General features: G+C 39.3%; 40 protein-coding genes. 5 read left to right on the top strand and 35 right to left on the bottom strand.

Annotated features, from left to right (window positions below):
* Positions 1-3: 3 nt before the first annotated feature.
* From A6B43_RS00195 to A6B43_RS00320, 26 genes are all read right to left on the bottom strand, one after another.
* Entirely contained in the window at positions 4-162 is a 159-nt protein-coding gene (locus A6B43_RS00195; protein WP_170152420.1) for a hypothetical protein, read from the bottom strand.
* Positions 162-1,808: a hypothetical protein gene (locus tag A6B43_RS00200; RefSeq protein ID WP_124210590.1), complete on the bottom strand. Its 1,647-nt coding sequence runs from the start codon at positions 1,806-1,808 to the stop codon at positions 162-164. The genes A6B43_RS00195 and A6B43_RS00200 overlap by 1 nt, the downstream gene beginning before the upstream one ends.
* A 63-nt stretch (positions 1,809-1,871) precedes the next feature.
* Positions 1,872-2,276 (bottom strand): M15 family metallopeptidase, encoded by a 405-nt coding sequence (locus A6B43_RS00205; protein WP_124210591.1) that lies wholly within the window; start codon positions 2,274-2,276, stop codon positions 1,872-1,874.
* Positions 2,273-2,602 carry a phage holin, lambda family gene (locus tag A6B43_RS00210; protein ID WP_124210592.1) on the bottom strand — a complete coding sequence of 110 codons (330 nt, stop codon included), beginning with the start codon at positions 2,600-2,602 and terminating at the stop codon, positions 2,273-2,275. The genes A6B43_RS00205 and A6B43_RS00210 overlap by 4 nt, the downstream gene beginning before the upstream one ends.
* Positions 2,583-2,780 (bottom strand): hypothetical protein, encoded by a 198-nt coding sequence (locus tag A6B43_RS00215; protein WP_124210593.1) that lies wholly within the window; start codon positions 2,778-2,780, stop codon positions 2,583-2,585. Before A6B43_RS00215 ends, A6B43_RS00210 begins: the two co-directional genes overlap by 20 nt.
* 1 nt (position 2,781) lies before the next feature.
* Positions 2,782-3,474 carry a phage adaptor protein gene (locus A6B43_RS00220; RefSeq protein WP_124210594.1) on the bottom strand — a complete coding sequence of 231 codons (693 nt, stop codon included), beginning with the start codon at positions 3,472-3,474 and terminating at the stop codon, positions 2,782-2,784.
* Positions 3,471-4,127 carry a phage adaptor protein gene (locus tag A6B43_RS00225; protein WP_124210595.1) on the bottom strand — a complete coding sequence of 219 codons (657 nt, stop codon included), beginning with the start codon at positions 4,125-4,127 and terminating at the stop codon, positions 3,471-3,473. The genes A6B43_RS00220 and A6B43_RS00225 overlap by 4 nt, the downstream gene beginning before the upstream one ends.
* Entirely contained in the window at positions 4,127-4,309 is a 183-nt protein-coding gene (locus tag A6B43_RS00230) for a hypothetical protein (RefSeq protein WP_124210596.1), read from the bottom strand. The genes A6B43_RS00225 and A6B43_RS00230 overlap by 1 nt, the downstream gene beginning before the upstream one ends.
* A gap of 46 nt (positions 4,310-4,355) precedes the next feature.
* On the bottom strand, positions 4,356-4,952 hold the full coding sequence (locus tag A6B43_RS00235; RefSeq protein WP_124210597.1) for a hypothetical protein: 597 nt from the start codon (positions 4,950-4,952) through the stop codon (positions 4,356-4,358).
* 2 nt (positions 4,953-4,954) lie between these two features.
* Complete coding sequence (locus tag A6B43_RS00240) at positions 4,955-5,920, bottom strand: hypothetical protein (RefSeq protein WP_124210598.1); 966 nt, start codon at positions 5,918-5,920, stop codon at positions 4,955-4,957.
* Between the two features lie 9 nt (positions 5,921-5,929).
* Positions 5,930-6,931 (bottom strand): hypothetical protein, encoded by a 1,002-nt coding sequence (locus tag A6B43_RS00245; protein WP_124210599.1) that lies wholly within the window; start codon positions 6,929-6,931, stop codon positions 5,930-5,932.
* A gap of 87 nt (positions 6,932-7,018) precedes the next feature.
* Entirely contained in the window at positions 7,019-7,309 is a 291-nt protein-coding gene (locus A6B43_RS00250) for a hypothetical protein (protein WP_124210600.1), read from the bottom strand.
* Positions 7,309-7,482 (bottom strand): hypothetical protein, encoded by a 174-nt coding sequence (locus tag A6B43_RS00255; RefSeq protein WP_170152421.1) that lies wholly within the window; start codon positions 7,480-7,482, stop codon positions 7,309-7,311. Before A6B43_RS00255 ends, A6B43_RS00250 begins: the two co-directional genes overlap by 1 nt.
* Before the next feature lie 41 nt (positions 7,483-7,523).
* Positions 7,524-7,970 (bottom strand): hypothetical protein, encoded by a 447-nt coding sequence (locus A6B43_RS00260; RefSeq protein ID WP_124210601.1) that lies wholly within the window; start codon positions 7,968-7,970, stop codon positions 7,524-7,526.
* Between the two features lie 7 nt (positions 7,971-7,977).
* Positions 7,978-8,160, bottom strand: coding sequence for a hypothetical protein (locus A6B43_RS00265; RefSeq protein ID WP_124210602.1), 183 nt, complete (start codon positions 8,158-8,160; stop codon positions 7,978-7,980).
* Between the two features lie 9 nt (positions 8,161-8,169).
* A complete protein-coding gene (locus A6B43_RS00270; protein WP_124210603.1) occupies positions 8,170-9,348 on the bottom strand; it encodes a hypothetical protein in 1,179 nt (392 codons plus the stop codon).
* A 1-nt stretch (position 9,349) separates the two neighbouring features.
* Positions 9,350-9,634 (bottom strand): hypothetical protein, encoded by a 285-nt coding sequence (locus A6B43_RS00275; RefSeq protein WP_124210604.1) that lies wholly within the window; start codon positions 9,632-9,634, stop codon positions 9,350-9,352.
* Between the two features lie 45 nt (positions 9,635-9,679).
* Entirely contained in the window at positions 9,680-10,378 is a 699-nt protein-coding gene (locus A6B43_RS00280) for a hypothetical protein (protein WP_124210605.1), read from the bottom strand.
* A 12-nt stretch (positions 10,379-10,390) separates the two neighbouring features.
* Entirely contained in the window at positions 10,391-11,176 is a 786-nt protein-coding gene (locus A6B43_RS00285; protein ID WP_124210606.1) for a hypothetical protein, read from the bottom strand.
* Positions 11,173-11,451, bottom strand: a complete 279-nt coding sequence (locus A6B43_RS00290) for a hypothetical protein (protein WP_124210607.1) — start codon at positions 11,449-11,451, stop codon at positions 11,173-11,175. The genes A6B43_RS00285 and A6B43_RS00290 overlap by 4 nt, the downstream gene beginning before the upstream one ends.
* Positions 11,451-13,397: a hypothetical protein gene (locus A6B43_RS00295; protein WP_124210608.1), complete on the bottom strand. Its 1,947-nt coding sequence runs from the start codon at positions 13,395-13,397 to the stop codon at positions 11,451-11,453. Before A6B43_RS00295 ends, A6B43_RS00290 begins: the two co-directional genes overlap by 1 nt.
* Complete coding sequence (locus A6B43_RS00300) at positions 13,384-14,913, bottom strand: hypothetical protein (RefSeq protein ID WP_124210609.1); 1,530 nt, start codon at positions 14,911-14,913, stop codon at positions 13,384-13,386. Before A6B43_RS00300 ends, A6B43_RS00295 begins: the two co-directional genes overlap by 14 nt.
* Positions 14,906-15,346, bottom strand: coding sequence for a hypothetical protein (locus A6B43_RS00305; protein ID WP_124210610.1), 441 nt, complete (start codon positions 15,344-15,346; stop codon positions 14,906-14,908). Before A6B43_RS00305 ends, A6B43_RS00300 begins: the two co-directional genes overlap by 8 nt.
* 5 nt (positions 15,347-15,351) lie before the next feature.
* A complete protein-coding gene (locus A6B43_RS00310) occupies positions 15,352-15,699 on the bottom strand; it encodes a hypothetical protein (RefSeq protein ID WP_124210611.1) in 348 nt (115 codons plus the stop codon).
* 72 nt (positions 15,700-15,771) lie between these two features.
* Positions 15,772-16,356: a hypothetical protein gene (locus A6B43_RS00315; protein WP_124210612.1), complete on the bottom strand. Its 585-nt coding sequence runs from the start codon at positions 16,354-16,356 to the stop codon at positions 15,772-15,774.
* On the bottom strand, positions 16,328-17,356 hold the full coding sequence (locus tag A6B43_RS00320) for a hypothetical protein (protein WP_124210613.1): 1,029 nt from the start codon (positions 17,354-17,356) through the stop codon (positions 16,328-16,330). The genes A6B43_RS00315 and A6B43_RS00320 overlap by 29 nt, the downstream gene beginning before the upstream one ends.
* Before the next feature lie 298 nt (positions 17,357-17,654).
* On the opposite strand from A6B43_RS00320, the gene A6B43_RS00325 reads away from it, so the two are divergent.
* Positions 17,655-17,840 (top strand): ribbon-helix-helix protein, CopG family, encoded by a 186-nt coding sequence (locus tag A6B43_RS00325; protein ID WP_124210614.1) that lies wholly within the window; start codon positions 17,655-17,657, stop codon positions 17,838-17,840.
* Between the two features lie 115 nt (positions 17,841-17,955).
* Here the strand turns inward: A6B43_RS00325 and A6B43_RS00330 are convergent, their stop codons facing one another.
* The 9 genes from A6B43_RS00330 to A6B43_RS00370 form a co-directional block, all read right to left on the bottom strand.
* Positions 17,956-18,417, bottom strand: a complete 462-nt coding sequence (locus tag A6B43_RS00330; protein ID WP_124210615.1) for an antiterminator Q family protein — start codon at positions 18,415-18,417, stop codon at positions 17,956-17,958.
* Entirely contained in the window at positions 18,410-18,976 is a 567-nt protein-coding gene (locus A6B43_RS00335) for a recombination protein NinG (protein WP_124210616.1), read from the bottom strand. The genes A6B43_RS00330 and A6B43_RS00335 overlap by 8 nt, the downstream gene beginning before the upstream one ends.
* Before the next feature lie 93 nt (positions 18,977-19,069).
* Positions 19,070-19,693, bottom strand: a complete 624-nt coding sequence (locus tag A6B43_RS00340) for a DUF1367 family protein (RefSeq protein ID WP_124210617.1) — start codon at positions 19,691-19,693, stop codon at positions 19,070-19,072.
* The gene (locus A6B43_RS00345; protein ID WP_124210618.1) at positions 19,683-20,222 is read right to left on the bottom strand and encodes a phage N-6-adenine-methyltransferase; all 540 of its coding nucleotides are present in this window, start codon (positions 20,220-20,222) and stop codon (positions 19,683-19,685) included. Before A6B43_RS00345 ends, A6B43_RS00340 begins: the two co-directional genes overlap by 11 nt.
* Entirely contained in the window at positions 20,219-20,893 is a 675-nt protein-coding gene (locus A6B43_RS00350) for a replication protein P (RefSeq protein ID WP_124210619.1), read from the bottom strand. Before A6B43_RS00350 ends, A6B43_RS00345 begins: the two co-directional genes overlap by 4 nt.
* Positions 20,890-21,699: a hypothetical protein gene (locus A6B43_RS00355; RefSeq protein WP_124210620.1), complete on the bottom strand. Its 810-nt coding sequence runs from the start codon at positions 21,697-21,699 to the stop codon at positions 20,890-20,892. The genes A6B43_RS00350 and A6B43_RS00355 overlap by 4 nt, the downstream gene beginning before the upstream one ends.
* On the bottom strand, positions 21,696-22,313 hold the full coding sequence (locus tag A6B43_RS00360) for a phage antirepressor KilAC domain-containing protein (protein ID WP_124211018.1): 618 nt from the start codon (positions 22,311-22,313) through the stop codon (positions 21,696-21,698). Before A6B43_RS00360 ends, A6B43_RS00355 begins: the two co-directional genes overlap by 4 nt.
* A gap of 105 nt (positions 22,314-22,418) precedes the next feature.
* Positions 22,419-22,874 carry a phage regulatory CII family protein gene (locus A6B43_RS00365; protein ID WP_124210621.1) on the bottom strand — a complete coding sequence of 152 codons (456 nt, stop codon included), beginning with the start codon at positions 22,872-22,874 and terminating at the stop codon, positions 22,419-22,421.
* A 49-nt stretch (positions 22,875-22,923) separates the two neighbouring features.
* Positions 22,924-23,121, bottom strand: a complete 198-nt coding sequence (locus A6B43_RS00370; RefSeq protein ID WP_124210622.1) for a helix-turn-helix domain-containing protein — start codon at positions 23,119-23,121, stop codon at positions 22,924-22,926.
* A gap of 125 nt (positions 23,122-23,246) precedes the next feature.
* Here A6B43_RS00370 and A6B43_RS00375 point away from each other — a divergent pair, with 125 nt between their 5' ends.
* The 4 genes from A6B43_RS00375 to A6B43_RS00390 all read left to right on the top strand — a co-directional run bounded on the left by A6B43_RS00375 (position 23,247) and on the right by A6B43_RS00390 (position 25,606).
* Entirely contained in the window at positions 23,247-23,927 is a 681-nt protein-coding gene (locus tag A6B43_RS00375; RefSeq protein ID WP_124210623.1) for an XRE family transcriptional regulator, read from the top strand.
* A gap of 63 nt (positions 23,928-23,990) precedes the next feature.
* On the top strand, positions 23,991-24,944 hold the full coding sequence (locus tag A6B43_RS00380; protein WP_124210624.1) for an LAPAL motif-containing putative phage structural protein: 954 nt from the start codon (positions 23,991-23,993) through the stop codon (positions 24,942-24,944).
* Between the two features lie 28 nt (positions 24,945-24,972).
* Positions 24,973-25,200, top strand: coding sequence for a hypothetical protein (locus A6B43_RS00385; protein ID WP_176672517.1), 228 nt, complete (start codon positions 24,973-24,975; stop codon positions 25,198-25,200).
* Positions 25,187-25,606, top strand: a complete 420-nt coding sequence (locus A6B43_RS00390) for a hypothetical protein (RefSeq protein ID WP_124210626.1) — start codon at positions 25,187-25,189, stop codon at positions 25,604-25,606. Before A6B43_RS00385 ends, A6B43_RS00390 begins: the two co-directional genes overlap by 14 nt.
* Positions 25,607-25,916: the final 310 nt, after the last annotated feature.

The following is a 25,916-nucleotide window of genomic DNA, read 5'->3' on the forward strand; positions in this document are numbered from 1 at the left end:
TCCTTAGTGATATTTCAATTTTCCTGTTTCATATGCTTCACGTTGATCCATTGCATTATGAACAACTACCCCATCTATCTCTATTGGCTTACACCAGCATTGCTCACTCTCAATATGATCACGATAATCATTCAGTGGAATAACATGAATTTTCTTAATCATTATTCAACTCCTAATTCAGCAATAGACGTTGCAGTATGGTATTCCAATACTTCGCCTGTACCCGATATTTCTACATCAAATTGCAAAGTGGAATAGCCCGCTTTTAAGCGATGTGGTCGGCTATCTATAACCGTTTTGTCCCCTAAAATCACAGGTTCTCGAACCAGTTCATTACGATGACGTTTGTAAGCGGTGTGTTTCACTTGGGTATTTGCAAAATCTTGCACCAGCTTGTAAGCCGTCATTGCTGTATAACCAGGTAAAGTATTAAGCCTACCTACCCATTTGAATTGTTTCCACGTTTCGCCTGCATTCCATTGGTAAATACCGTCTTGGGTGGCGAAATAAAGGTTGTCTTGATCACTGCGATAAATAGCCATAGGCTTAATTGATAAGGTTGTAAGACTTTCAATTTGTACTTCCTCGTGAATAGTGTCTGGGACTTTAAAACGGATACTGCCTGTTTCAGTAAATCCAAAATAATAGCCATCGTGAACCACGCCAAGCATTGTCCAAGGGGCAAGGGATTGCCACTGGTCTTGGGTATAAAGGGCTGTTGTAATTACTTTAGATTGATTACCTGCCAACATCACAATGCCATCTTTGGTTGCATAAAAACACGCACCGCTGTAAAGGCAAGCAGATTGATATGAAATAATCGGGTGTGGCTCTTCCAATATAGAAATACTGCGACAGCCCTGAGATTGGCACGGACTTTCCATTTCAATAACCGCAGGATATTCATCGGTAAGAATATAGCCTGCTCGTTCACTACATAAAAATCGAATGGGCTTACCATTAAAACGTCCATATCGATAGGCTTCTGGGAAAGCGTGTGGTTTCAACGGTTCAGAAAGCCATAATTCATTGCGAACTAGCCCACCGATTTGTCCATTTCCACAATATTGAAGATCGGTTATCTCATCTGATGGAGGCTCATATTCTTCCGTTAAACACTCTTCACCATAAATTGTATGGGGTTGATGAACATAACTCGTTGTACCAAAATCAAGTTCATCAACCAACAAAAAAGGAGCTTCGGCATTTTGATCTTTGATTTGCTCACCATAATCGAGTGTCGTTACCGCACAATATACTCTGACTTTGCTTATCGCATAAGTCGGAAAATTTGCAGGTAACCCACTTAAAACAACCGCTTGATCGTTATGCACATACATAGGTTCACTCGGTAAGCTCGGGGCAGATTCAAACCCCAATTCATCAACCAGTGTATAAATATATTGGCGTAATTCTTGGTTGAAATCGTTACTCAATGTCCCTAAAAATTGTGCATTTGGGGCAGGCAGTTCAATCGGAAAACCTAACCTTTGCCATTCATCATTGCAGGCGTTGTCTTTTTTCTGAATAACGGGGTAATTTTTTATGCCGCTGGCAATAATAAAACGGCAATCGGTATCTATACGAGAAAAAGAAGCACGACAGTTTTCACTCGCAAGGTAACAGCAGTGATCGACAAAAATGGATTGACCTGTTTTATTACTGACTTTCTTATCCGTTCGCCACGGTCGTAGTGTCCCTCGAGATAAATCAACATCTTCTGCCACTTGTGCCATTACTTGATGTAAATTCTGCGGTTGATAACGAGGGGCTAATCCACCGAACTTGGTAATCTTAAGTGAAGGCATAACGCTCCTTTAAGTATAAAAATCCAACCATTTCTGATCGGGGTTTTAAATTCAACATTTACACTACGGATAAATCGCTTTGAGTAATTCAAAATGCGGGCCGTCATAGAATTTCTCATCATCAGAACGCCCATTACGATTCCAATCACCGCCCCAACGAATAGGGATTTTTAGCTGTTCACTTGCTTTGAACATTGCTTTTGCAACCTTGCCAAATGCGGCTAAATTATTCCAATCCACAGGCAAGGGAACAATATCAATAGCATGTCCTGTTAAATGTCGGCTTTGCATTGTTTTTGTGGCGTGGATTTTAAACAGATAGGCTTGTCGCTCTTTCGTTCGCAAACCCTCAATCACTTTAAAATCGACTTCACTGATGGACAGCGCAAGGCTGACAACCTTGACTAAATCAGGGTGTACCCCCCGTAATTTATCTTTACTTGATTGGCTAAATTGGTAGGTCATCATTTCCTCCTTGATTTTAAGTACTTGAAAATGGCTTGGCGTACAGCACTTGTCCCAAATAACCCAATCACCGTGCCGACGGGTATAATAAGGGGCTTTTCAAACCCTAAATATTGCAAAGCTGGATCTGCCGAATAGACGATCACACTGCACAAACAAGCTTCAGCGAAGACTCTTTTCACGGTATCTTTCGGGTCATACAGAAATGAGCGTAGGAAAGAGACAAAGAAAGTAATCACGACCGCACAGGTCAATGAATAATCTTTCGGTAATTTAGAAATAAAAAAAGCCCAAATTTGGGCATAGATATCAGGGTTCTTCTCGGGCATCTTCTGCCTCCCTTGTTTGACAATCGCACGTCTCACAACGTGTTGCAAGCTCTACGATATTTCGTTCAATAATTCGGTCTGGTGGGCGATAATGGGCTAATTTATCCGCTAAACCGACCGCTTGTGTTTGATTGCATTGACACTGGCAACATTTTTCGATCACTTTACATTTAGCCATCTCAAATTCTCCCCCAATGATTTAGCGTTTGTGTTGTTGTTTCAAACTGTTTTGCCACATCAATTTTGGCTTGAGCAATACCCTGCTTGAAACGTTGTTCGTAGATCATTGCCATTTGTGGGTCAGCAAATTGATATTGTCGCATTAACAGGAGATAAGATAATGCCCCATTGACAATCACATCGTGATAGCGATCAAATAATAGTTTATCCACTTCACAAGCGGTCTGTGTCGGTATCGCAAAATAACGCACAAAGAGCTGATTTTCTGCATCACTTTTAGGCGTTTTAGTGAGAATAATTTTATCATTAGGCTCAAAGACAAAATCTCGGCACTCAATGCGACCTAATCTCTTATGGGGTGCAAAACAAGTTTTCTTCTCTTTTCTGAGATGAATATCACTCACATAATGTACCTGCTCAAAATCACCCTGCGTTAAATAGTAATCCCTCACCTGTGCTTGTATATCAAGATATAACTCTCGCTGTAACAACAACGCATCTCGAGCCAATGTTTGGCAAGCTTGGCGAATATATTCCAATGCAATATCATCTGACACGCCTTTTGCAATTAAGGTGATGCGAGGTAGAAATTCTGTCAGTGAAACAAATTCTACATCTCGCCCTTCATTCTCACACCAAAATTGATTAGCTGGCTGAGTGCCACATTTGGGCTTTAGACAACCACAACTCATTTTTTCGCTCCTTTCACACTCGCTGAACCTTGACGAATAAAGGCTTGTCGCACTTGTTCTTTGAGTAAAATACTGTCTAAAAATTGCTTATAATGAAAGGCGGATTTCTGTTGTGAAGTCGCACTTTCGGTTTCAGCACCAAATAGACGGTATAAGACATAATCCACTAGGCTGGCATAGTTTTCAACAATCGCCTTATCCAGCGGTGCGTTTTCGTTGATTTTTGGTAAAACCGCACAGGTCATTCGAGCATACACACTCTCATTTGGGCTAATTGGTGGTTTGACGGTAAATTGATTATCAGTATTTTCCACTTTGCTGTAACTGCGTGTATCGGTTGTTCTATTACCACAATTACGTTTACCAAATGCCGTTTGAGCTGAATTATCTACTTCTTTTAGCTCCGCAATAAAATTGCCATGTGCATCAGTAATCGCATCAACGGAATAAAGCAAATCACAACAACAAGGCTGTTGTAAATCGCTATCGTCTAGTTTCGCTACAATCGTTTTGAGGAATTTGCTTGGGTTTAATTTGAATATTTCGCCAATGCCTTCATTGAGATAATCAATAATCAGTGGGTCGTCTATACGGTCGTGATCAATATCATTGAAATCAAACCGAACCCGAACAATGAAGTCATTTATATTCATTAGCTAATTTCCTGTTCATTCTCAGCTTGGCTTGCTTTCCCACGTTTGCCGTTCCCTGTTTGAGGCTTGACTTGATGAATGATCTCTTTTTTCTCATTTTTCGAGAGTAAACTTGTGGTAAGCGGGTTGGTTACATCAAATTTTGCCCCATTAATCGCTGAAACAAAGGTCGTTTTTTGCATATAAATTCCTTATAAAAAAAGCCCCTGCATTCACAGGGGCGATGGTTTACATCATATAGCCGTCTTGCTCAAAGCGGCGAGCAATTAACATAACAAGGCTATTCAACGCTGTTTTGTCTTGAGGCAGCGCCTTGATCTCCAACTCAATAACATCTACTTTGGCATTGTAGCCATCAGTGGGATGAACAACCCATTGGGTGCGTTCTTCCACTTGCGCGGTTTCTGCCGTGTCAAATGCTTCAGCCGTTGAAGTTGTTTCAATGCCACCGTGTTCCGCATACGTCGCCTTACGGACTTTACCGCTCAAATCTGTACCATTAACGGTAGTGAGATCGAACTGAAAACCGGCAACAGGTTTACGGAAATCAAAGAAGATGGCTTTCACATTAGCGTGATTTGGGTTGAGAAAGACACGTAACTTATCGCCCACTTCCAAATCCTCTACCGTTTTTGCGTAACGTTGGAAAAGCAAACGAAGTAAACTTTTCCATTCAACTTTATCACGGTAGCCATAAGCACCATCAACACGGTTATCAGGCTGTGCCGTAACGGGTAACTGATGGTCATCTAACATACCGCAATCACGACACGGTTTCCCCATTTCAACGGCATAACCGCCACGAAATAAATTATAAATCGCCATAATTATGCCTCCACAACCACTGCCGCAACGGCAATAGATTTGTTACTTAATGCAGCCACATCAAAACGGTAATTACCAACAAGGTAAATATCATTTAAGACGGTTTGCCACTCAAGGTAGTCTAAACGGCTTGGTGCTGCAATATTTTCAGGATCGACCATTAACACATACTCCACCACTTTACCATCTGGACGGCGATAACGTGGCATATGTAATGAAGAATAAACTTCCATACCTAACATTGGATGAACCATTCCCGTTACAATCGGGTTATCAGGCAAGCAACAACCTGCACCTAAATTGGATTGTTCCGCACGCAGACGAGAATAAAACGCTGGGCTTGCGACAATTTTTAACGCATTACCACCACAGGTTACCCCACCTTCTTGTAAGGCTTGTTCCATTGCTTGTAATACACTCATTGCACTAATGCCTGTGGATTTCCCAACGGTAAGCGGATTTTCGGTATCACCTAGATTGATATTGCCACTTAATGCCCCTGCTCGTCCCCCTCGCAATAGCGGGTTTGCAGAAGCAGCCAAAACAGTAAAGCCATAGCGTTCGGTTAAATCACGCAACGCTCGCCCAATGGCTGTTTCATAACCGTCTTGAAATTGCTCCCAACGGTTACACATCAAGGTCGCTTCTTCACGAGAGAATTTGGTTTTGATCGGCACACTGTGGCATAAACGAATTTCACCGCTCCGGAATGGATTATCTGGCGACCACGTTTCACCATTCCAAGAACCATCGGTAAAATCGCCCACTTCAATATTATCTAAAATGGTGTAATGGGCCACAGGGGCGCAATTTAACCCTAGCTCTACAATATTATGTTTAGGATTCACAATACGAGAGAGTGCTGAACAGTTGTGCATTTCAGAAATGACAATCGTTGTGGCATACTCAGGAATGTACAATCCTTCCGTTGCACCGCCTAAATCGGCAGCGCGCATGTTTTTTGCCATAAAATTTCCTTATTGTTTAAATGTTGCCAAGAATGCTTTTAGCTCAGCTGTTTTCCCTTGTCGGGCCAGCATTTCAGCTTTTGCTTCATCTTTCTTGGTCATTGTTTTAGGGGTCGTTACCTTCGTTTTTACGGTTGTCGCTTTTTGAGGTGCAACCGTAATTTTCTCAGGCAGTTGTTCTTTTGATTGCTGATATTCATCAAGCAATGCTCGAATGGCTGGGATATTTCGGACATCTTTTTGACTCCCTGCTCGTTGAATAAAATCTAAACCCGTAGCCCCAGTCCAATCCGTTTTGCTTTTTGCAAACTCCACAAAATTCGAGTCGCCAAGTAATCCTTGAATTTCAGGAAGTTCTCGTTGCACTTCGGCATACCAAATCTTTTCACGTTCCGACATCTGAGGGGCTTGCTCAGTTACAGATGGACGTTCTGCTTTGGTCTGCGGAGGAACTTCTGCCACAGGAAGATGAACCGAAGGCGGTTGCTTTTTCTGTGCGGTAAGCTGAGCGTATAAAACGGGATCAAGTATCCGCAATTCGGCTAATTCTGCATCAGAAAAATTCGAGGGGGCTTCAGATGTAATCGTAGATTTTGATTGATCGGTTGCTTGTTCCTGCTTTTGTTGCAACTGTTGCAATTCACGCAATTTAGCTTCAGCCTTTTCTCTGGCTTCTGCTTCTTCAATAAGACGAGCATTAATTTTTTGCCGTTCTAATTGCTCTTTTCTAAGACGTCCTTTCCACGCTTTCACATCATTATCTTCACCTGAATGAGGCACAGTTGGCTCGGTCGCTCCGTCCTGTGGTTCAGTTTGTTCATCGATATTACTTGCCGTTGTTGATGGCTCAGCATCAGGGGCAATCTCCGTTTTTTTTGCAACGTCATCAATCGGGTTTTCTTCTGAAGACTCAGGTGTTTCATCTTGTTGCTTTTGATACATTTTCATCAGTTTTTCACGCACATGTACTGGAAGATGATCACCTAGCTTCGGTTGATTATTATGTTCCATTTGTCTTTTCCTTAAAGAGTGGATAAAAAAACGGTTAGAATCAGCAATAATTTGCATCATCTAACCGCTTGTTATGAGCGTTAAAGACTACACGAACGGTAGACTTTCCGTTGTCTGTTGTGGTTTATCAGGTCTAAAAATCAGCCCTGTTAATTCAGCAATGGTGTGAGCAGAATGTTGATACTCTTTTCGCATCTCTTCATTTAACTCTGTTCTGGCTTTACTATTCCAGTAGCACCATTGTGAATGTAGAAACTGTTCTAAAACTGTTTTCAGATGTTCATTCTGTGAGAGTTCAAAACGTAGTTCACGCAATTCATCATCAGGATAATTGGGCAAACACATTTGCACCCATAATGGCAATTCACTGAGCTTCATTATTTTGTACAACCAGTACAGCCACGATTGCTACCCTTGCTTGCTGCTGGCATTACGCCACCGTTAATAATGCCTGCGACTTTTGCCGTAGAATCCGTAAAACGTACACCGTTATTACCTTGATTAAGTTTTTTAACGTCTTCACGTCCTTTTAATGGGGTATAACCTGCCATTGTTTACTCCTTATATTTATGGATAAAAAAAGCGACTGAAACTATAAGCCGCAGTCGCAATATCGGTTTTTAGGTATAACGGGATCATCATAATGATCGATAATCACGCTATTTGTGCCGTGATATTCAAAATAGTAAGTGCCTGCATCATCAATATGAATAGCTGGCTCGTTTGCAGTTAAAACAACCGCTTGCTTACACTTTTTATACGGCATATGCTGCACATTCGCTAATATACTCGGCTCAATCGGGCAAGGACAACAATCATCGGTTAGTGTCCAATGGGGATTCCCTAATGATTGTACTCTTGCAATATGTACCGTTACCGTTTCATCACCAACAAGCCCCCAGACAATCACCCGTTTAGGGTATTGGCGTACATCAATATTACTTGATGTTGGGAACAGTTCATCCAGGTTGAAACGAGGTTTAGGGGAAGATTGAGACGGTGAGAATTGAATGTGAGTGTGGGTTTGAATATTATTCATATTCCCCCTATTTTTTCTGTCTAATTGCTCGTACCAACAATCCAATTAAGGCTAAAACAGATGTGTAAGTCGCTGTGGCATTATGTGATATAAGCTGTAACTGTTCATTTAGTTGGGGCAATACCGCTAATAATGCTAACACCCATACAGACCACGACTTCAAATAGTCCATTAATTTAAAAAATTGCATTTTTTCTCCTTACTTAAATAATGTTGCTGATACATCAGAGCGTGGTGCAAGTAAAATCTTAACCCCATTTTGGTTATCAATCTTTGCTCCGTATACACGCTTTGCAAATTTTTCTGGGTTGTTTGTGGCAGCCAATGACACCAATAATGAGCTATTAATTGGCTGACCCCAACCAGGGTGAGACACTAGCATGCAGGGCATGTTATCTTGGATATTTGTATTAAGTAAGTTGTACTCTCCCCCACCTGGGCTAATAAATCCTAAAACCGTGGCTTTTACTCCATCTACAGTGTTAAAAAACACATCGGACGATTGATCCGAGAAAGTACCAATAGTGGGCGTCCCAATGCTTTCAAACTTACAACGGAAGAATAGCACCTGCCCACCTATATCACTGGTAATACGAGATAATTCACCTAGTTTTAGGCTATCCGTCGTTGCTTCAGCATTTTTCATAATATTGATGGATAAATCATTTCGTAAAATCACGCCATTGAATTGCACATTTGTACCTGATGTTACTCTAAAACAAGACAACTGTGGATATGAATATTCTTTTGTTAATGAAGGTCCAGCAACCATGATTAGTTCGCTAAAACGTAGCACTGGAGCCTTGCCATTTTTTGTGATGGCACTAAAGGCTATTGTGTTATCACCGCCTGCCTTTTTCAATTCTTCATCAAAGGCTGGGCCATAAGGAAATACGGTAACTTTACCCGCCTTAAATGAGAAATAATTACTTGGCGTACAATTATGTTCTTGCTCTGTATGCAGTCTAATTGTACGATAAGTGCCAAGTTGAGCTATACGATTAGCATAAGCGAATGTTCTTAAAGGGTTTGCCTCCGAACCCGCACCATCCACATCGTCTGGATGTTGATCGACTCCATTCACCGCATCAACATATAAATTTGCAAGATCAGCTGGTGCTTTCGTACCGTAATACAACCCATCGTTAAGTAGTTGTAACAAATTACCATTTTGCTCACTTAACTTCAAAGCTAATGCTTCATCTTTCGTAAAATGTAAGCCTGTGCTAATTTTTAAGTTACTTGAGTCAATATTCAGATTGTACTTACCTGTTGATGAGTCCCATTTCAACCCTTTACCCATATTGATAGGAGCAACGACTGGCACATCATTATTGGTTGTTTCCGTGCCATCCCCTTTTTGATGAATGTCTACCATTTTATTCTCCTATTATATACCCTAAAGCATGCTTACCACTCGCATCTACTAAGCGAATTTTGTTAAGTGATAACGGATCACGCTTAGTCCCACTCCCTTTGATGCCTGAGTTTTTTACTATAGAAATTCTAACATCACCCGCCAAATTTTCTTTGAGTTTCTCAACAGTAAGCTTTCCACCGCCCACTCCACTAGACTTATCCAGTAAGCCATCTTCGGCAGAAATCATTTTATCATCCTGCTCTTCCTGAGAGCGGTTAAACTTCTCACACGTTACAAATGCCATTTTCTACTCCTATTGATCTTATACCATCTTTGTTTAATGCCAATACTAAGACTCTGGAGCAATTGTAATCTCGTCCTCCATTTCCGTACCATGCTCATTGCTTTGTACCCCACTCGCTAAATTGGTAGTATATGATAAACTCCACCCACTTATTGTAGTATGTATATCTTCCCCTGATTGTAATGGGGTACCAATTACGTTCAAAGAATGGTTACCAGAATTACCACGGATTTTACCAGTTATCACTCCCTCTGGCGTCATTGCTAAATCTTGGAAATCATTGCTGTTCTCAACACTCTCTAAACTATAATTGAAGTACTGTGGGTCATTCAAGATAGCAAACTTAAATGAGTAAAAATGACCCGGGCTACCTGATGAGGCATTAAGTGTGGCAGTTCGTTCAAATGCCCGACCTTGTCTAAGATTACCTGGTAAATCAGCTAAATCCACATGTATAAACACACGCTCATCGGGTAGTTGTGTTGTTTCCCCTTCGCTCTTTTCATTAGGCTGTTCTGGATTAGTTACTTGGTTTTCATTAGGTTGCTCTGAATTAGCTACTTGGTTTTCTAATTCAGTAATGCGGTTGTCTTTTTCCACAACAGTTGCATTTAATGTCTCAATTTGAGTGTTCAATGTCGCTATTTCTGCTTTTGCATTATCTAATGCTTGCTCTAACTTACGTTTTTGACAAGGGCACATTTGCTCTTCTAATAACTCAACATAAACTGCTTTTACTGCCATTTTTCTCTCCTTTTAATTACAATTAATCATCTGTGGGGCAGTTGCAGAATTATTTACAGCATAACCCACAATATTTCCGCCACATTCTTCAATCGGTAACGTATGCCCATCACCAGCCGTTGGATACGCATAACCAACGATTTTTTCACAATCTCGGATTGCCACCGTTGCATCAGGATCACGCGTTTCATCAGGGTGAAATAAATAGCCCATAAAAACTGAACCGCAACAATCGCCTTCATCTAAAGTAATAGGTAAAGGCACACTAGCGTAATAACCACACCGCCTTTCTGTTCGCACCCAACGCAAGTTACCGCAATTACTGATTTCTTCTTGTTCAATAAAATGCTGATTACATCGTTCTGCTCCTGTTGTTTCCCACGTTGTATCAACACAAAACCCGCAAGGGTCAATTCCTAATTCTTGATGACTGAACTCACGGCTTGTTACAGGTTCAATTTCCACAACTAAATCTACTGGGTTTCCATTCACAACAGGAATGTAATTGCCAGCGTAAGGGATAATTAAACTGTTACGATTGGGCGTAAGACTTGGAGAACAAGTGCCAATTTGATAGTCAATTGCAGAACTCAGCTCCCGTTTACTTGGGCTAATCAATACACAACCGTTACGTTCAAAGCGTGGTTGTGAACTACAATAATGCACACGTTGAAAGGTAACTGTTTGTTCATTGGTTAAGCCATAAGCCGTAACTCTAACCGCACTTTGTACAGAAAAGCCCTTAATATCTACAATTTCTGGGGAAATTACCGTGAGTATAGTTGGATCACAGCTCATTGTTTCCCCCCATATAAATTATCAAACAACACCGCCACTAAATCGTGAAACTTGCCGTAATCTTGCCCTTTTCGTGGTGTAAAGGCGATCGGTCGTTGCCACCATAAAACTTTAAATCCACCGGCGTAACCGCCTTCTGTAAAAGTCAGCACTTTAGTGGATTCATTAAATTTCACATCACAAGTGCCTGATTGAACACGCTGAACGATACCGTAACCGTATCTATCGTGCCAAACTTGATCACCTTGATGCACTGGGTCTAAATCAATTTTCATTACATCACCCTTAAACTCCTTCCGTCTAATTTACTCTCCTGCGATGCCAGTTGAGCGTTGTTCAGGTCAGACTGCACCCCATTACTTGGCATATAGCGGTCAGTATTTATCCCTGCTGAATTAAAATAATCTCGGACCATATCTGCAACCATTTGTTGCGGTACAAGCCCTTGTTGTGAAAGTTGGCTCGCTTGTGGCACAAGCCCTGCTAACTCTTTTGCTTTATTCAACTCGGTTTTTAGCCCTAAAAGCCCAGTTGGAATAATCTCTGCATCTGCTTTGACGCTGTCATCATCACCTAAAAGATTGCGAGCGTACATCAATGTAATCGCTGGACGAATAAAGTACTCATCAATTTGAAATGCACAATCTTCTAAACCTAATACGGCATTATCTTGCATCATTGCTAATCCACCCAATGTTTGCCCTGCACCTTGTAAACCCACATTACCATTCAAAAAAGAAGGCAATCCACATTCATCGTCGGCAAGACGTATTTCATCAGTTAGAAATTTGAACAACGGCTGGAATGTCATTGGGATAGAATGTTGCGTAATACCTCGCCCATTGTTTTCTCGGGTTGGATTAGAATAAATTCTTACAAATGGCTCAAAAGTAACCTTTGATGGTTCACTAAATTTATCCGCATCAACTTCAATCATTGGTCCTGCAGCGTACATCGCATTAAGTAGCATTGAGTACTGTGTCCGATTAATCGATTGTTGTCGGTCATAAATCATCATTCCAACCGAAATGCCATAGGCTTCCCCTGCAATACGTTTATAGCTGGCACTAAAATAAGTGCGTTCACCTTTAGGGTGAGCGACTATTTGACATCGAATAACTCTACCATCGCACACTTCAATATCTGCATTGAAATAATCTAATGCTTCACTTTCTTTTAACTTAACACCATAATCAATGAGTTCTTGTCCTTGAATTAACATCTGACAACGTAAGGTATGAATTTCATCTTCGATTAATGGGTAATCTAAAAGGCTCTGTTTATCGGTCTCTAAGCCAAGCCAACTTGTATCGCCATTTTCAATAATATCCTTGAGGACATCATCGTTATAACCCAACTCTTCCTTACCAATAAATGAGGATAACTGGGCTTTTGTCCGCTTTGCTAATTCAATAAAGAACGAGCCATCTTGTGCATTGGTTGCATCAGGGGCAAAAAATGCGTTCACAGGATTAACCCGTCTAAAGGTGGGGCGAATTACCGTTTCTTTTGCATACTTGTTTTTCTTCCATTGATAATCAATGACCGCTTCATTCTCATAAGCCACGACCATTACAGGTTGTAATGCAACATCAAATAACGCTTCACTCAATGTACGAGTAAAATTACTTTCAACAAGTTGATCTTTAATTAGCCTCACCATCTTAGAAGTCGCATCTGCTGCGATTTGAGACTCTTCTTGCCGTAATAACTCTTTAGCTTGTTTTGCTTGTTCCGCAATAAATTTCGCCACTTCAGGAAGAAAGAATCCATCTTCACCCATAATCGCTTCAGGGGGTAAATTTGCCTCAATCAATTTATTGAGTAATTGAGCTTTTACACGCTCTAATCCTTGCTCTTGTTTATTTTCAGGTAATTCAACGATCGGTGTAGGCGTAATATTAAAGGGTGGATTAGTCGGGTTAGCATATTTAGAACGCATATAGCTACTAATCATATTCACTTTTAATTGAATTAGCCCAAAATACGACCGCATATTGGGTCTTGCTTCTAATTCTTCCGGGGCGTGAATTTTATGATACGCATCATCTAATCTGACCAACCAATCTTCAATGCTTCTTCCTTGAACCATTAAGGATGTACGATAACGTTTAGCCTGCCGAAAACATTCCACCACTTTTTCAGCTAATTCATCGTAGACGTCTTCTAATTCATCTTCATCATCAGGCAAATCAATTTCATCATCGTTAAACTTTTCCATTTAACATACTCCCTCCATAAGTTGGTGCTCTACTCAACCCTTCATACTCTTCAGGTTGTTCCGATTTAGGCATTACATGGTTTAATGCAAACGTAAATGAAAGAGCATCAGCTAAATCAGGTGAAAACTTCAATGCCTGTTTACTCTGCATTTTTAATCTTCGGCTCGAATCATAGTCTGCGGTTAAACTTAATAAATCACTTTCAAAAATATCGTTATCAGGAATATCCGCACCGTTATCAAACCATTGCGACATCCTGTCCCACATTTCTGCTCGCTTATTCACATAGGCATCAGGTTCATCAGCTCTTCTGCTTGCTTTAACATCAAGAACTCTGTCAGCATACCCAAGTTCAACCAAACGAGCATGTACGCCCAACCCTAGGCCGACGGCATCAACAAACATCATATCGACTTTATAAGTATGCAAAACATCAACACAGCGACCAACAATCGCCATTAAATCTGGGTGCTTGAAGCGATAGGCTTTTAAAACTTTTTTACCCTGTCGTATAACAATCGCCGTGCTGTCTTTACCACCTGCAGCAGGATCGACCCCACAAACTATTGCACCATAAGGTTCAAGATTTGCTTTGCGAGCCTCTTTAACAGCAGCACTATGAATGAACGCATTTTCGCTAGACTGAAAGGCTTCTTCAGGCGTGATAGGATATTGCTCTCGAAATTGCGCTAACTTTTCCTCAGGTGAGCCTTTAAATTGCCGCATTTTATTCTGTCGCCAAGCTAACTGCTCATCATCAACCCCATACAATGCTTGGTAATCTCGCTCATCTTGGCTAAACTCAACCCCCTCCGCAGATTGGCGATACTCAGACATTGCCGTCCACGGATAAAAAATTGGCGTAAACTCATTTTCACCTCGAATGGCTTCTTCCCACGTCTGCTGAAAATACTCACCAATACCATTTGCAGTAGATTCGAGAATAATCATAGAACCATCACCACTTGGCACTGCCTGCATTACCCCTGTTGTCATTTCTGCTTGATGCTTAGAACGAGAAACCTCAGACCAATGTAAACACTGAATTGTTGAACCGTGTCCCACATTCTTACTACCCGCTGTCGCTGTTTTCATTGCACTGTCTAAATCATTAAATGCCAGTTCATTTGTATTGTCTTTGCTCGCTTTAGGCTTAAACTCATCAGGGCAATAATCATAATAACGGCGTGTCATCTCAAACAGCTCTTTTGTCGCACTGTCTAAATGCGTTAGCACCATTGATTTAACACCTGGATAAAAAGTAGAACGATGAAAGAACTTTGCATTCACAAAGGTACTAATCCCCATCTGACGCGCCTTTAAAATAATAAGGCGAACTCGTCCTTTCATTGCCAGTTCATTATCAATGCGATCGTTTAAATCACGCTGAACCGAATTTAACAAGAATGGTTGCACCCCTTCTGTTTTCGTTCTAATTTTTAAACATTTCGCCGTATAGAAAGGAAAGTTAATCCGAAACTCTCGCCGTAGAAGCTCAAATTCTTCATCATTCACGACTTATCTCCTTAACCCAATCTGCAAACTCACTGACATCTTGTTTAGATTGGTTTTCTGTACTTGCGCCAAGAGCCAATCGATAACCTTTTTGCAAATCCACAATCGCACTTGAAATACTTTTCAGCTCTTTTGCTTCAGCCGACTGTTCAATCATTCTTGCTAATTTATCTTGAGCCTTACCAATTAATGCTAATGTTTTATTATCCAGTTCCGTTAATTGGTACGCCCGTATATCAGAAGATACTTCTACGCTTTTCCGTACCGTTTCAGTACCAACTTGGGATCGTTCATCTAGCCAAGAGCCTTGTGCCACTTGCTTCTTCAGAGTACCAAACGGTATACTATATTTTTCTGAAAATTCAGAGATGGTTAGCGAAGAATTGATGAACTGAACTTTAATTGCGACCCAGTCATAAGATTTCTTCGCCATTACCCTTACCCCACCAAATAACCTGCAATACTACCAAGAACTAACGCACCCATAATGCGATAACCCAAACAGCATTGGCAGTCAGTGCCATAAGCAAAAAATAAAGCAGCCTGTTTTAGCTGCTTAAATGGAAAGGGAAGTTCTTCAACGGGTTTAGCACAAATCCAAGCTATCTTCTGCTCTTTAAATGAATCAGCTTGCTCTACGACTTCCTCGTAATCATTTGCATAATGTAAACCATCCGTAATACTCTTCGCTAAAGCCTTTGCATCACTCACGCTTTCAGCTTGAATAGGAATACCCTGTTCTTTACCGTTATGCGTAAACGTAAATAGAAAGTTGTATCTCTTCATTACTTTCCTTTCTCCTAATAAAAAACCGCCTACATATTGCTATGCAAGCGGTTAGATTATGTAATATATTACCTAGAAAGAATTTATAATAGTATCCTCTGTCACTTCTAACTCTAAGAATCTTCTTAAAAATTCTTTATCCATTGTAGATTTATGAACATCTTGTTCTAATTCAACAGATTTTTTACCTGCTAAGATAGCAAACAACCAATACATAAAATTATTATAATATAAAGGATCTTTTTTTAATGTATTTAAATATTCCTCAGCACATTCCTTGCCATTAAGATTAAGCTTATATTTAGAGACACAAACAATATAAGGTATGTCTGTTCGCAGATTCTTACGACTATGAATATCTTTATCAAAAACATCAATAATCTTGTCAAATTTTCTCAATACAAGAAGAACTTGCATATACTGTACCCTATGATCTTGAAAAAATTCTGACTGCATTTTTTTCTCAAGGTAACGTTCTATATCTAATAAAGTCTGCGTATCATTTTCAGCCTTAGCTTTTATAATAATAATATTTCTCGCCCGAATTTCATTCCTTTGTTCAGCTTGAACATAAGTAAACCAACAAAAAAATAAAACACTAATTATCACTATGATAGAAATAATTCTGTTACTTAAATAAAACCTCTTTTTTAACATCAGTAAACTCTCCAGCTGGCACAATCCCACTTCCTGAATTATACTGAAAGGCTAAGTTCGCTACAATCGTTAACTTTGTGCCTCGATAATGCTCTGGAATAACTGCCTCAATACCACCAATATTTCGCTCATTAGGATGATGAACTACATTTTGGTACTGTCTGATGCCTTTTTTCAAAATTAAATGGCCATCATTTGAATAAATGCTTACAGTTGATGGATGAAAACTACTATTATTCAAAACTTCCTTATTACTACTATTAATACCTAAATTTGCAGAGAAAACATTATTCTTCAATGAGAAATAACCATAAACTCCTCCCGATGCAGTTCCACCAACACCTTCTGCTAAAACATATGGCATGATCATCTCTTTGATACTAATCACAGTTGCATAATTTGCCCCTGCCGAAATTCGCTGTCCAATATCATTGAAGCCCCAAATTGCAATACGAGCTATCTCATCTTTTGTATAACCATATAAAGGAGAATAACCACGATATACATCTTTATATCTTGTGGGGTTATTGGTCTTCGATATATCTAAATAATGCATTGCATTATAATAATTGATAAAGGCTTGGGACTGAACTTCTTTAGAATAAGGAATACCTAATTTTCCCAGTTGTTCGGAAATATCTTGTTCAATCTTATTAAATTGAGATTTAATTTCATTAGATTTTGTAATCTCATCTGACTTATTTTGCGAATGTTTTAACAGCATATTCCTAAGAACATCACTATCTGTTTTTGATTTATTCAATACCATTAAATCTCTCAAAAAAATAGGGCAATTCTCTTTATTGCATACAGGGCACTTTACATTATTCTTCTTTGCATTATCTAATAATGCTTTCACCATTTCTTTATGATTTAATGGTGTAACTATCCCATTATTAATCTTATTATTAATTGGCTTATAACGTTCAAAAATAGGAGGCTGAGCACCTAAACTAGTAACTTTGTAACCTTGACTTTCAATCCATTTTATTAAATCCATAAGAACTCCTTAATTATTAAAAACAAAAAGCCCCGACCGTTTCCGATCAGGGCTGTAAAAAGTATTTGCAATATATTGTAGTTTAACCTACAATCAAATTGTTTTAGCAATCTCGCTAAAACGAGCTGGTGGCGACCTTTAATCCCACCAACTTTGAAGAGGATAACCAAATGTTTAAATACATTATCCTAGTTATCATCTTATTAGTGATGAGCTCCCCAGCCTACTAATTTGATGATAATTCAACGAGAGGGGGAAACCTCTCTCGTTCTTCAAAGCCAATAATAAGGAAAATACTATGGCAATGTCAATAGCTGAAATTCAAAAACGTAGCGATATAAAACGAGGCGTTAAAGTAAAAGGCTTTAAACTTCATCTCGATACTATCGCTTTAATTGAACAACTAAGCAAAGAACTGAACATCTCTCAAACGCAACTGGTTACCCAAGCTGTACAACAATTTGCAGAACAACAGAATAAATAAAGCCCCGAAACATTTCTGTTTCAGGGCTGATAAAATTCTTTTCGTTGAAACCGCTTACAACACGACCAACATTGCTGATATAGTATATGAAACCACCACCAAATTCAATAGTTTTTTACACGCTAAAAGCAAATTTCTTCAACTTGTCCGCATTTTTATGATTTTTAAGCGCAAGATCGAGAAACTTAGCGACAATCCATTCTGATGATTTTAAGCTTTGTGTAACTCTTTTATACCACGCATTTACTGATATTGACTTATCTTTCGCCCACATATACTTCGCAATCGCATAGACCGAACGTCCGTAAACATACTTCGCTTCAAGGTACTTGTAATCCAACGGACACGGGTTCTTAATGCAATATCCGACCACTGAACTAATCACTAATCCCAATTCATCACCACACATCTCACGTTCAGGTACCGCAATTCGGTCGGGGTCGGCTGAAAGCATTAACTTCGCAATCATATTCATACGGCTTTCAAAATCTAACCCACTGAATACCCAAGCTCCCCACTTTTCCAAATGGTTCTCAATCCACTCTTGTTTTGGTTGCTCCAATAATTTCTCAGCCACGTTCCAACTCCTTTACTTTCGCCTTATAAACCTTTATCAAATCCTTAATCTCATCAATCGTTAGCTTTAAAGGCGGGTGATTGTGTTGATCTAACCGTTCAACCTCTTCTGTCCCAATTTTTCGCACTAAGTTAATTCGATAGTCTGTAATGTTTCCGCTCTTATGGTTATTACACACTGAACATTGCTTATGAACATTTAACTCATCAAAACGGAGTTCAGGACAAGCCCCAACACTGCGATAATGCCCAGCGTGATATTGCCCCGAGTGATGGCGACCACAAGAAATACACGGCAAATCTTTATCCCGTAGGCGAATAAATTTATTGAATACCGTTTGTAAATCCTTTAACCAATCCGCACGGTTTTTTAATGCTTGTAACCGTTCTTTCCGTTGCAAGCGGTCTGCTTTATCCTGTTTTTTACGTTTCTCTTCGGCTTTCTTCTTACCTATCACTATTGCACACTTCACCGAACAAACCACTTGCGTAGTACTCCACGTCTTAATGAAATAATTACCACAGGCTCGGCATTTCTGCTCTTTCGGTCTCTTTGCCATACCTACCCCCAATGCAACCAGTAAATCCCCACAGCGATAAAAATCAGTGTGAAGTAACCTAAAATATCGTCTTTATACTTTTTCATTTCTTTCTTAATAAAACCCAACTAATTGATTAATTTTGTTGTCTAACTGCCACTCATTTTCATAGACACCGCATAACGTTTCATTCCAAATCACGCCATATACGCCTTTATAAACTTCGTTAAAAAGTTCTTGAGACATATTGTCAAAGGCTATCGACCATCGTTCTTTAAATGTGCCACCACTTATTGCGGGCTTAATATCGTAAAAACCTGCTTTGAGCATTACGTGATTTAAGTAGCCTTCAAGGGTTTTCATTCCCTCATAATCAAGCTTATTTTCTCGGCGTTGCTTCAACTCATTACGGCATTGATCTGCAAAAACTTTAATCGCATCAAAATCAATATTGCTTGACTGAGCTAACATTTTTAGTGGGGTATAAAATGCCCATTCTTCGCTATCTGAAATGACTTTTAGTTCAGGCTGCCAATACTCAAAGCCTATCTCGAGTAACGAAAATAATTTCTTGTGATGTTGGTAATTGCGATTATTTGAAAAAGGAATAATCTTTACAGCCGAACCAATCGGAAGGCTTTTTAATAAATTACGGTCGTATTCTGTTTCTGCAATCACTTCACCATTCGGGTATTTCACCGCACAGATAACCGTTTTTCGTTTCACTTTACTTGCCATACCCACCACTCGCTTTCACAAAATCTAACGTTACTTGGCGAGTAACGAACCCTTGCATAAAGGGATCAAACACCACGACCATTGAGCCTTTGTTATTGCCTTTCGCCTCTTGGTTTGTAGCTGGATTGATAAAGTTAATCCGACCACCGATGATGTCTATCACTTCACTCGCATTCTCTTGAATAACTTGATACCACTTTGTGGATTTATCCGCTGGAAGTAACATCACAACCAAATGACCCGCTTCAACTAACGCTACGGCACGCTTCACAAATGGCATTGGATTGCTATACGGCGGATTGACGAAAATGCGTAACATACCGCATTGCTCTGCGACTTCATCGAGCAAACACTCGACAAAATCCTCTGCGAGAAAATCTTCCATAATATCGCTTCCCTTGCCAATCCAACGATGACACAGAGTATTTTGTGCTGTCGCACAGCCGTCTAAATCAAACCACGCAAAACGTTGTTCTAACCAATTAAACACATAACGAGGGGTACGGTAAGTATCTTTGTCAAAGCTCATTGTTTAGCCTCCAAACTTGAACGTAATTGCTGCCAACGCTGGCAAATTTCTTCTCTACTCAATCTCGGTTTTTCCTGTCTTGGCAAGGTGATTTTAGGTGCTGGAATAACCTCACCCGACTTCAACCGCTTCGCCATTTTTACTAGCTCTTTGCTAATGGATTCTCGTAATTGTTTCTCCGTCCATTCCCCTGTCTTATTACGACAATACAGCCCCGTAATCAGCCAGTATTCAGCGTGTGAATGAAACTTAAACTCGTGCAAATTCTCCATTCCGTAGCCCATAAATGCTTGAATACGGCGGTATAATTGCTCTTCATCGGGTAGTCCTAAAACAGAATAATCAACCAATTTGCACCAAGCGATAAACTGCCCCACACTAGGGAAAAATGGGCTTTCCGATTTTTCTGCTTGAACAATGCCCTGTTTAAACTGCTCTGCCGTAGTAATCCCATTATTCACCAAGGCTTCAAGCCAAATAACTTTTGCCTCGTTGTAATCATTTTCTGAGGCAAATGCTGATTTCCACGCGGGGAAAATCGCTTTTAGTCGGGTAAACAATCTATCCACAAATCGAGCAACTTGAGAGGGAATTTCTTGCTTTGTCGGTGCTTGATAGTGCGGCTCACGCCCAATTAAGCTCGGTTGTGCAAGTTGTTCTACTGATTTCATCGCTGACCTCTAATTTCAATCGTTTTGCCGACCCACCAATCGGTATTTTCATCACTGAACGAGTCTTTAGCCGTTGTCCCGTTTGAAGCACGAGGTTTTCCATTCTGCCAATCCCAATCGGCTTTAAAGCCTTGCCAATTTCGCTCAATCATAATTTCCACCACCTCCCGAAGTGGTAGTTTTGCTAAGTCAGCTTGTTTTTCCAATCGGGATAACGCCGTTTTAGAAATCGGGGCGTTTTTACTTTTGCGAAGCCGAATAAAATCTTCTGCCAGTTGCCCAGTGATACCGAATTCCTCCAACAAGTCCAAATCCGCAGATTTTTTTTGCGTAGTTTTTTTAATATCTCTTGTAGGAGTCTCTTGGATATTCTCTTGGTTATTGGTCTGCTCAAATTGAACAGACACATCTGTCCAATTTGAACCGTTCGACTGCTCATTTTGAGCAGATGGTCTGTCATTTTTAGCAGTCGTAATTTCAAGGGCATTTAACGCCTGATAATCAATGGAATACCACTTTGTTTTATCCACTTTCATTTTGTTAAATTTTGTCGTGGAAATAAGTAACCCTAATTTCTCAAGGTTATCAATTGTTCTACGAACCGTTGATAAGGAAAAAAACCTAAAGTGATTTTCTCTCCATTGTTCGTAAGTGTTATATACCCAAGATTTACCTTCTGCTTGATTACGGCTTCGCTCTAACAACCAATGGATCTGTTGCAATACAAGGGCTTCATTTAACCCAATTGCCTCTGCTAACGCAGGCAAAACTTGCAGTGGTTGATCATCTATCAATAATTTGCTCATAGCATTAACTCCGAAGCATAGCGTTGAGCAATCCACTCAATCCCTTTAGCTGTTACTCTTGTTTGTGTGTAATTATGTCCGTGTTCGGCTGTCCCCGTTTTCACAGTAAACAATTCCTTTGAATGAGCTGTTCGATAAGGCAATAAATTGCCCGATTGACGATATAAGCATTTGTCTTCAATCAAACGGCTAATAAGTGCCTTTTCAGGCATTTTTAAAATCTTCGCCACTTCACGAAACGATTTACTTGTTCCTACTTCAACATAGTGATTAACGAAAGCCACCTTCGGCGCATTACGCTCTTTCTCCGCCTGTAACTCTGCTGCTAACAACAACGCTTCTGAAAAACTTTGTGGCAATTTAACCGCTTGTTGGTTTTCTAATTCTTGCCAGCGATCAACTAAACGAGCCGTAAATTCTGGTGATAATTGAGCAACCACAATATAGGTATCACGTTTAATAAGTTGATATTCAAATACTGACTGACCTAAATGATTTTTAACTTCCACCATTGGTGTAAGTTGAATTAGTTTCTTTTCCTGTAAACGCTCAATCGTTCTTTTAACTGAATCGTGTCTAGACTCTACTAACTCTGCAATTTCACGACTGCTCATCGTAAGGCTTGCATTTTTATTCTGTATCGGTAATAATTGACTCGTATTCAAAATAAACCTCCGTTAGGTTGATTAAAACTTGCCACCACACACGGTGGCATTTTTTTATTTCTCATCTAATTCCAATTCCAAACACAAGCAAATAGCGGTCATTTGCTTAACCACATTTGCCATCTCTCGTTTTTCTTTTATTGAAAGAGCAACGCCAAGTTCAGAATCTTCTGCCATCGCTTTTTTCATTTTTTGTCCTAATTGCCCACACTGGATAGATAAATCCACAAACCGTTGCACAACATCAGCATTGCTGACATTGCAATTTGGCATAGGCACAAGAATATGATCGACCGATGAAGCCATTGCGGATAACGTTCGAATACTGTTCGTCATTACAATCAAATCAATCGCTTCTTGAAACGATAAGTGATTTGATTCACATTCCACATTGATTTTATTGCTGAATATTTTGGGGCATTTACTTAATGCATGAGCTAAAGAAGTAATTCCACCAGACGAATTTTTACAATCTATGAGAAGTAATCGCTGAATATCTTTGCTGTTCATGAAAATTTGTCCTTTTTTCTTGAATATTTATTTAAGGGGAAGTGGTAAATTAAACGTGGTATTCAGGAAATAATTCCTTTTTACTCAATCCTGTTGCTTTTACCCATTCATCAGGAGATACAACTCGAGTAGATATTTGCCCCCCACGTTTTTTCATTTGGAAAATAAATTGCGGGCTTTGACCAATAGCCTTCGCTAAGTTAGTTTGTGAACCAGCTGCACGAATGGCTTTCTCTAGCGGTGTCATACAGTTTCCTTTTGTTTAGTTAAATAAACCCAATGTTAAACCACAACAAAACAAAAGTAAACTAAAGATTGATTTGAAAATATAAACAGAACGTTTATATTACATAGATATATAAAAGGAAAATTATGACAGATGTAATCTCAAACCTTATTTCAGAAAGGCTTAAAAGAATTCTTTCGGAAAAAAATCTACAAAAAAATGAATTAGCTGAAATAGCTGGCGTATCAGCTCAAGCGGTAACTAATTGGATAAAAAGAGGACAGATTAGCCCAAAATCAGCAAGATTGATTGGGCAGAAGCTTGGCTACTCTGTAAATTGGATTCTAGGTGCTGATACAGAGAAAATGACAGATGATGTAGAGTCAATAGATGATGATATGGATTATTCCGATACACATATTGAAATTGACCTCTACGACATAAAACTCTCAGCAGGCACAGGTAAACCAATGATTGAATGGATTCCAAGAAAATCAGACGAACCTCTATTATTTAGAGAAGCGTGGTTCAGAGCCAAACGTCTATCTCCGAAGAGTTGTAAGGCAATGTATGTTCGAGGTCATAGTATGACCCCTGTTTTAGAAGATTGGGATACTGTGATAGTAGATATTACTGATGTTGAAATTGCAGATGGGGAAATATATGCCCTCATTTACCACAATAATTTCTACATTAAGCAAGTTATACGAACGGGGAAAGGCTTGCAATTAATCAGCTTTAACACGGATTACGAACCAATTAACATTGATGACGAAGATTTAGAAAATCTACAAATTATCGGAAGAAAAGTCTGGCGTGGTGGCTAAGCACCAAAGCCAAAAGCTGAATTTTATTGGGTGAAAATAACCAAATTATAAAAGGAAGATAGAATGAGTAAAAAGAGAGAACGTAAAATCACTCGAACGGAGTATATTACTATTTCTTATGATGCAAACGACCCTAAACTGAAAGAACATAAACTCAACGCCAAAGAACTTGGGCAAGCAATCATAGCTATGCAAGAACTAATTGAAAGATCCGATAGATTATTAAACCCTGGTCGTCGTAAAAGTATCGGCGTTTTCGTAAAAACCCCAGCGCAAGCAGGATCACTCGAAGTCGTTTTTGGGATTGATTACTACAATATGGCTAGTCAAGTAATTGATGTTCTCCCTTACATCGGTATAGGATATGGTGCTACCAAAATTAAAGACTCACTATTTAACGCAATTGAAGAGACCAAAGGTAAAACTGTAATCGCCGTACACACTAAAGATAAATCTGATAACATTACCTTGCGTGTCGATGGGCAAGAAATCACAAAAGATAAAAATGTAGCCAAATTACTTGGGAATAAAGAAATTCGTGAGACTGTTCAACAACTTCTCTCCCCCGTTCTTGAAAAACCTAACCCAACATTCCGTATTTTTGAAGGTGATGGAGAAAAACCAGAAGGAAAAGAAACTCGCAAATCACTTACCTTACTGAAAGCACCGCAGATCGAAATAGTAAGAAAAATGGAGACGAGTTCAAATCAAGAGCCTGAACCACCATTTGATACGACAATTTCCCTTACAACAATTAGCTTTAGAGGAAACAAAGGTTGGGAAATGTATTATCAAAATAAATACATACCTGTTGAAATTATGGATGAAGCTTTTATTACTAAGATCAACAATGACATTGCCAGCTTTCAAAAAGGAGATCTCTTCACAGTAACTATACAAAAAACCGTAAATCAATTTGGCGAACAGACAAAAGAGAGCTACACTATTCTCAAAGTGAAGCATCATCTTGCACGATCAGAAAGAAGGCTTGTCTCAGAACATGGGGAATCTCAGTAACTTATTCCTTGAGCATATCAACAGTATTATGCTCTTTTTAGGGGTCATTTTATGTACCCCCATTTTCTCACGCCTTATCAAAATTATCGCTTTCTATGTGAATGAATGGCGACACCCAGTGCATATTATTGAAATTGTACATTACCATAATGGCAAACTACAAAGCACAAAACAAATCAAAATTTCAATGAAATCATCTATTATTGACCAAATTGATGCTATTAAAAAAGACGAGGTTGCTAATGTCAGAAAATAGCAGTGTGGCTAAACCTTTTTCAATGTTGGAGTACAGCTCTTACACAGCAGGCATTGGAACAATACTATCTCTAATCATTCATTATTATATCACACCTAATTACCCTGAATTTGCTGAAATTACAACTCTTTTTGCACCAGTACTTACGCCTATATTAAGTTGGTTGGTATCACTTGTCGTAGGTCGATTCTTTACAACACCTGCGATATTAAGAATGCGAAAAAATATCAAATACAGTATTAAAAGCTTAAAAAAACAAATCCAAGAAAATGAAAATCTTTTGTCAGAGAAAGAGCTTAAAAAGTTGAAAACACGATTAGCTCGCCATATTGATTCAGAATCTTTAATTGGAGTTTCTATTCATAACGAACAAGACTTGTTCAACCATCTCAATAAAACAGAGTAATCATCAAAACACCCAGGCTGTTTTTCTTTGTCTAAAATCCACCATGCCTATCACAACATCCAGGGGAAAAAGGGAAAATTCCCCTAATTTTTCACACTTTTCCTTCCACAAGCGGCTATTTCTCATAGATTTTTACTACTTCTACTCTTCCCCCATTTTCACCAGCTCAAAAAACAACCAATCAAACACCTTTCCTAAAATTTATTTCCCTTGAAAATCAACAAATTAAACAACATAAATAAACAGACATAAATTTTAATATAAACTTTATGTTGATTTGTTTATCAACTTGTAGTTTAATACACACATC

The sequence above is a fragment of the Vespertiliibacter pulmonis genome, assembly GCF_013377275.1.
In the GTDB taxonomy this organism is placed as follows: Bacteria; Pseudomonadota; Gammaproteobacteria; order Enterobacterales; family Pasteurellaceae; genus Vespertiliibacter; species Vespertiliibacter pulmonis.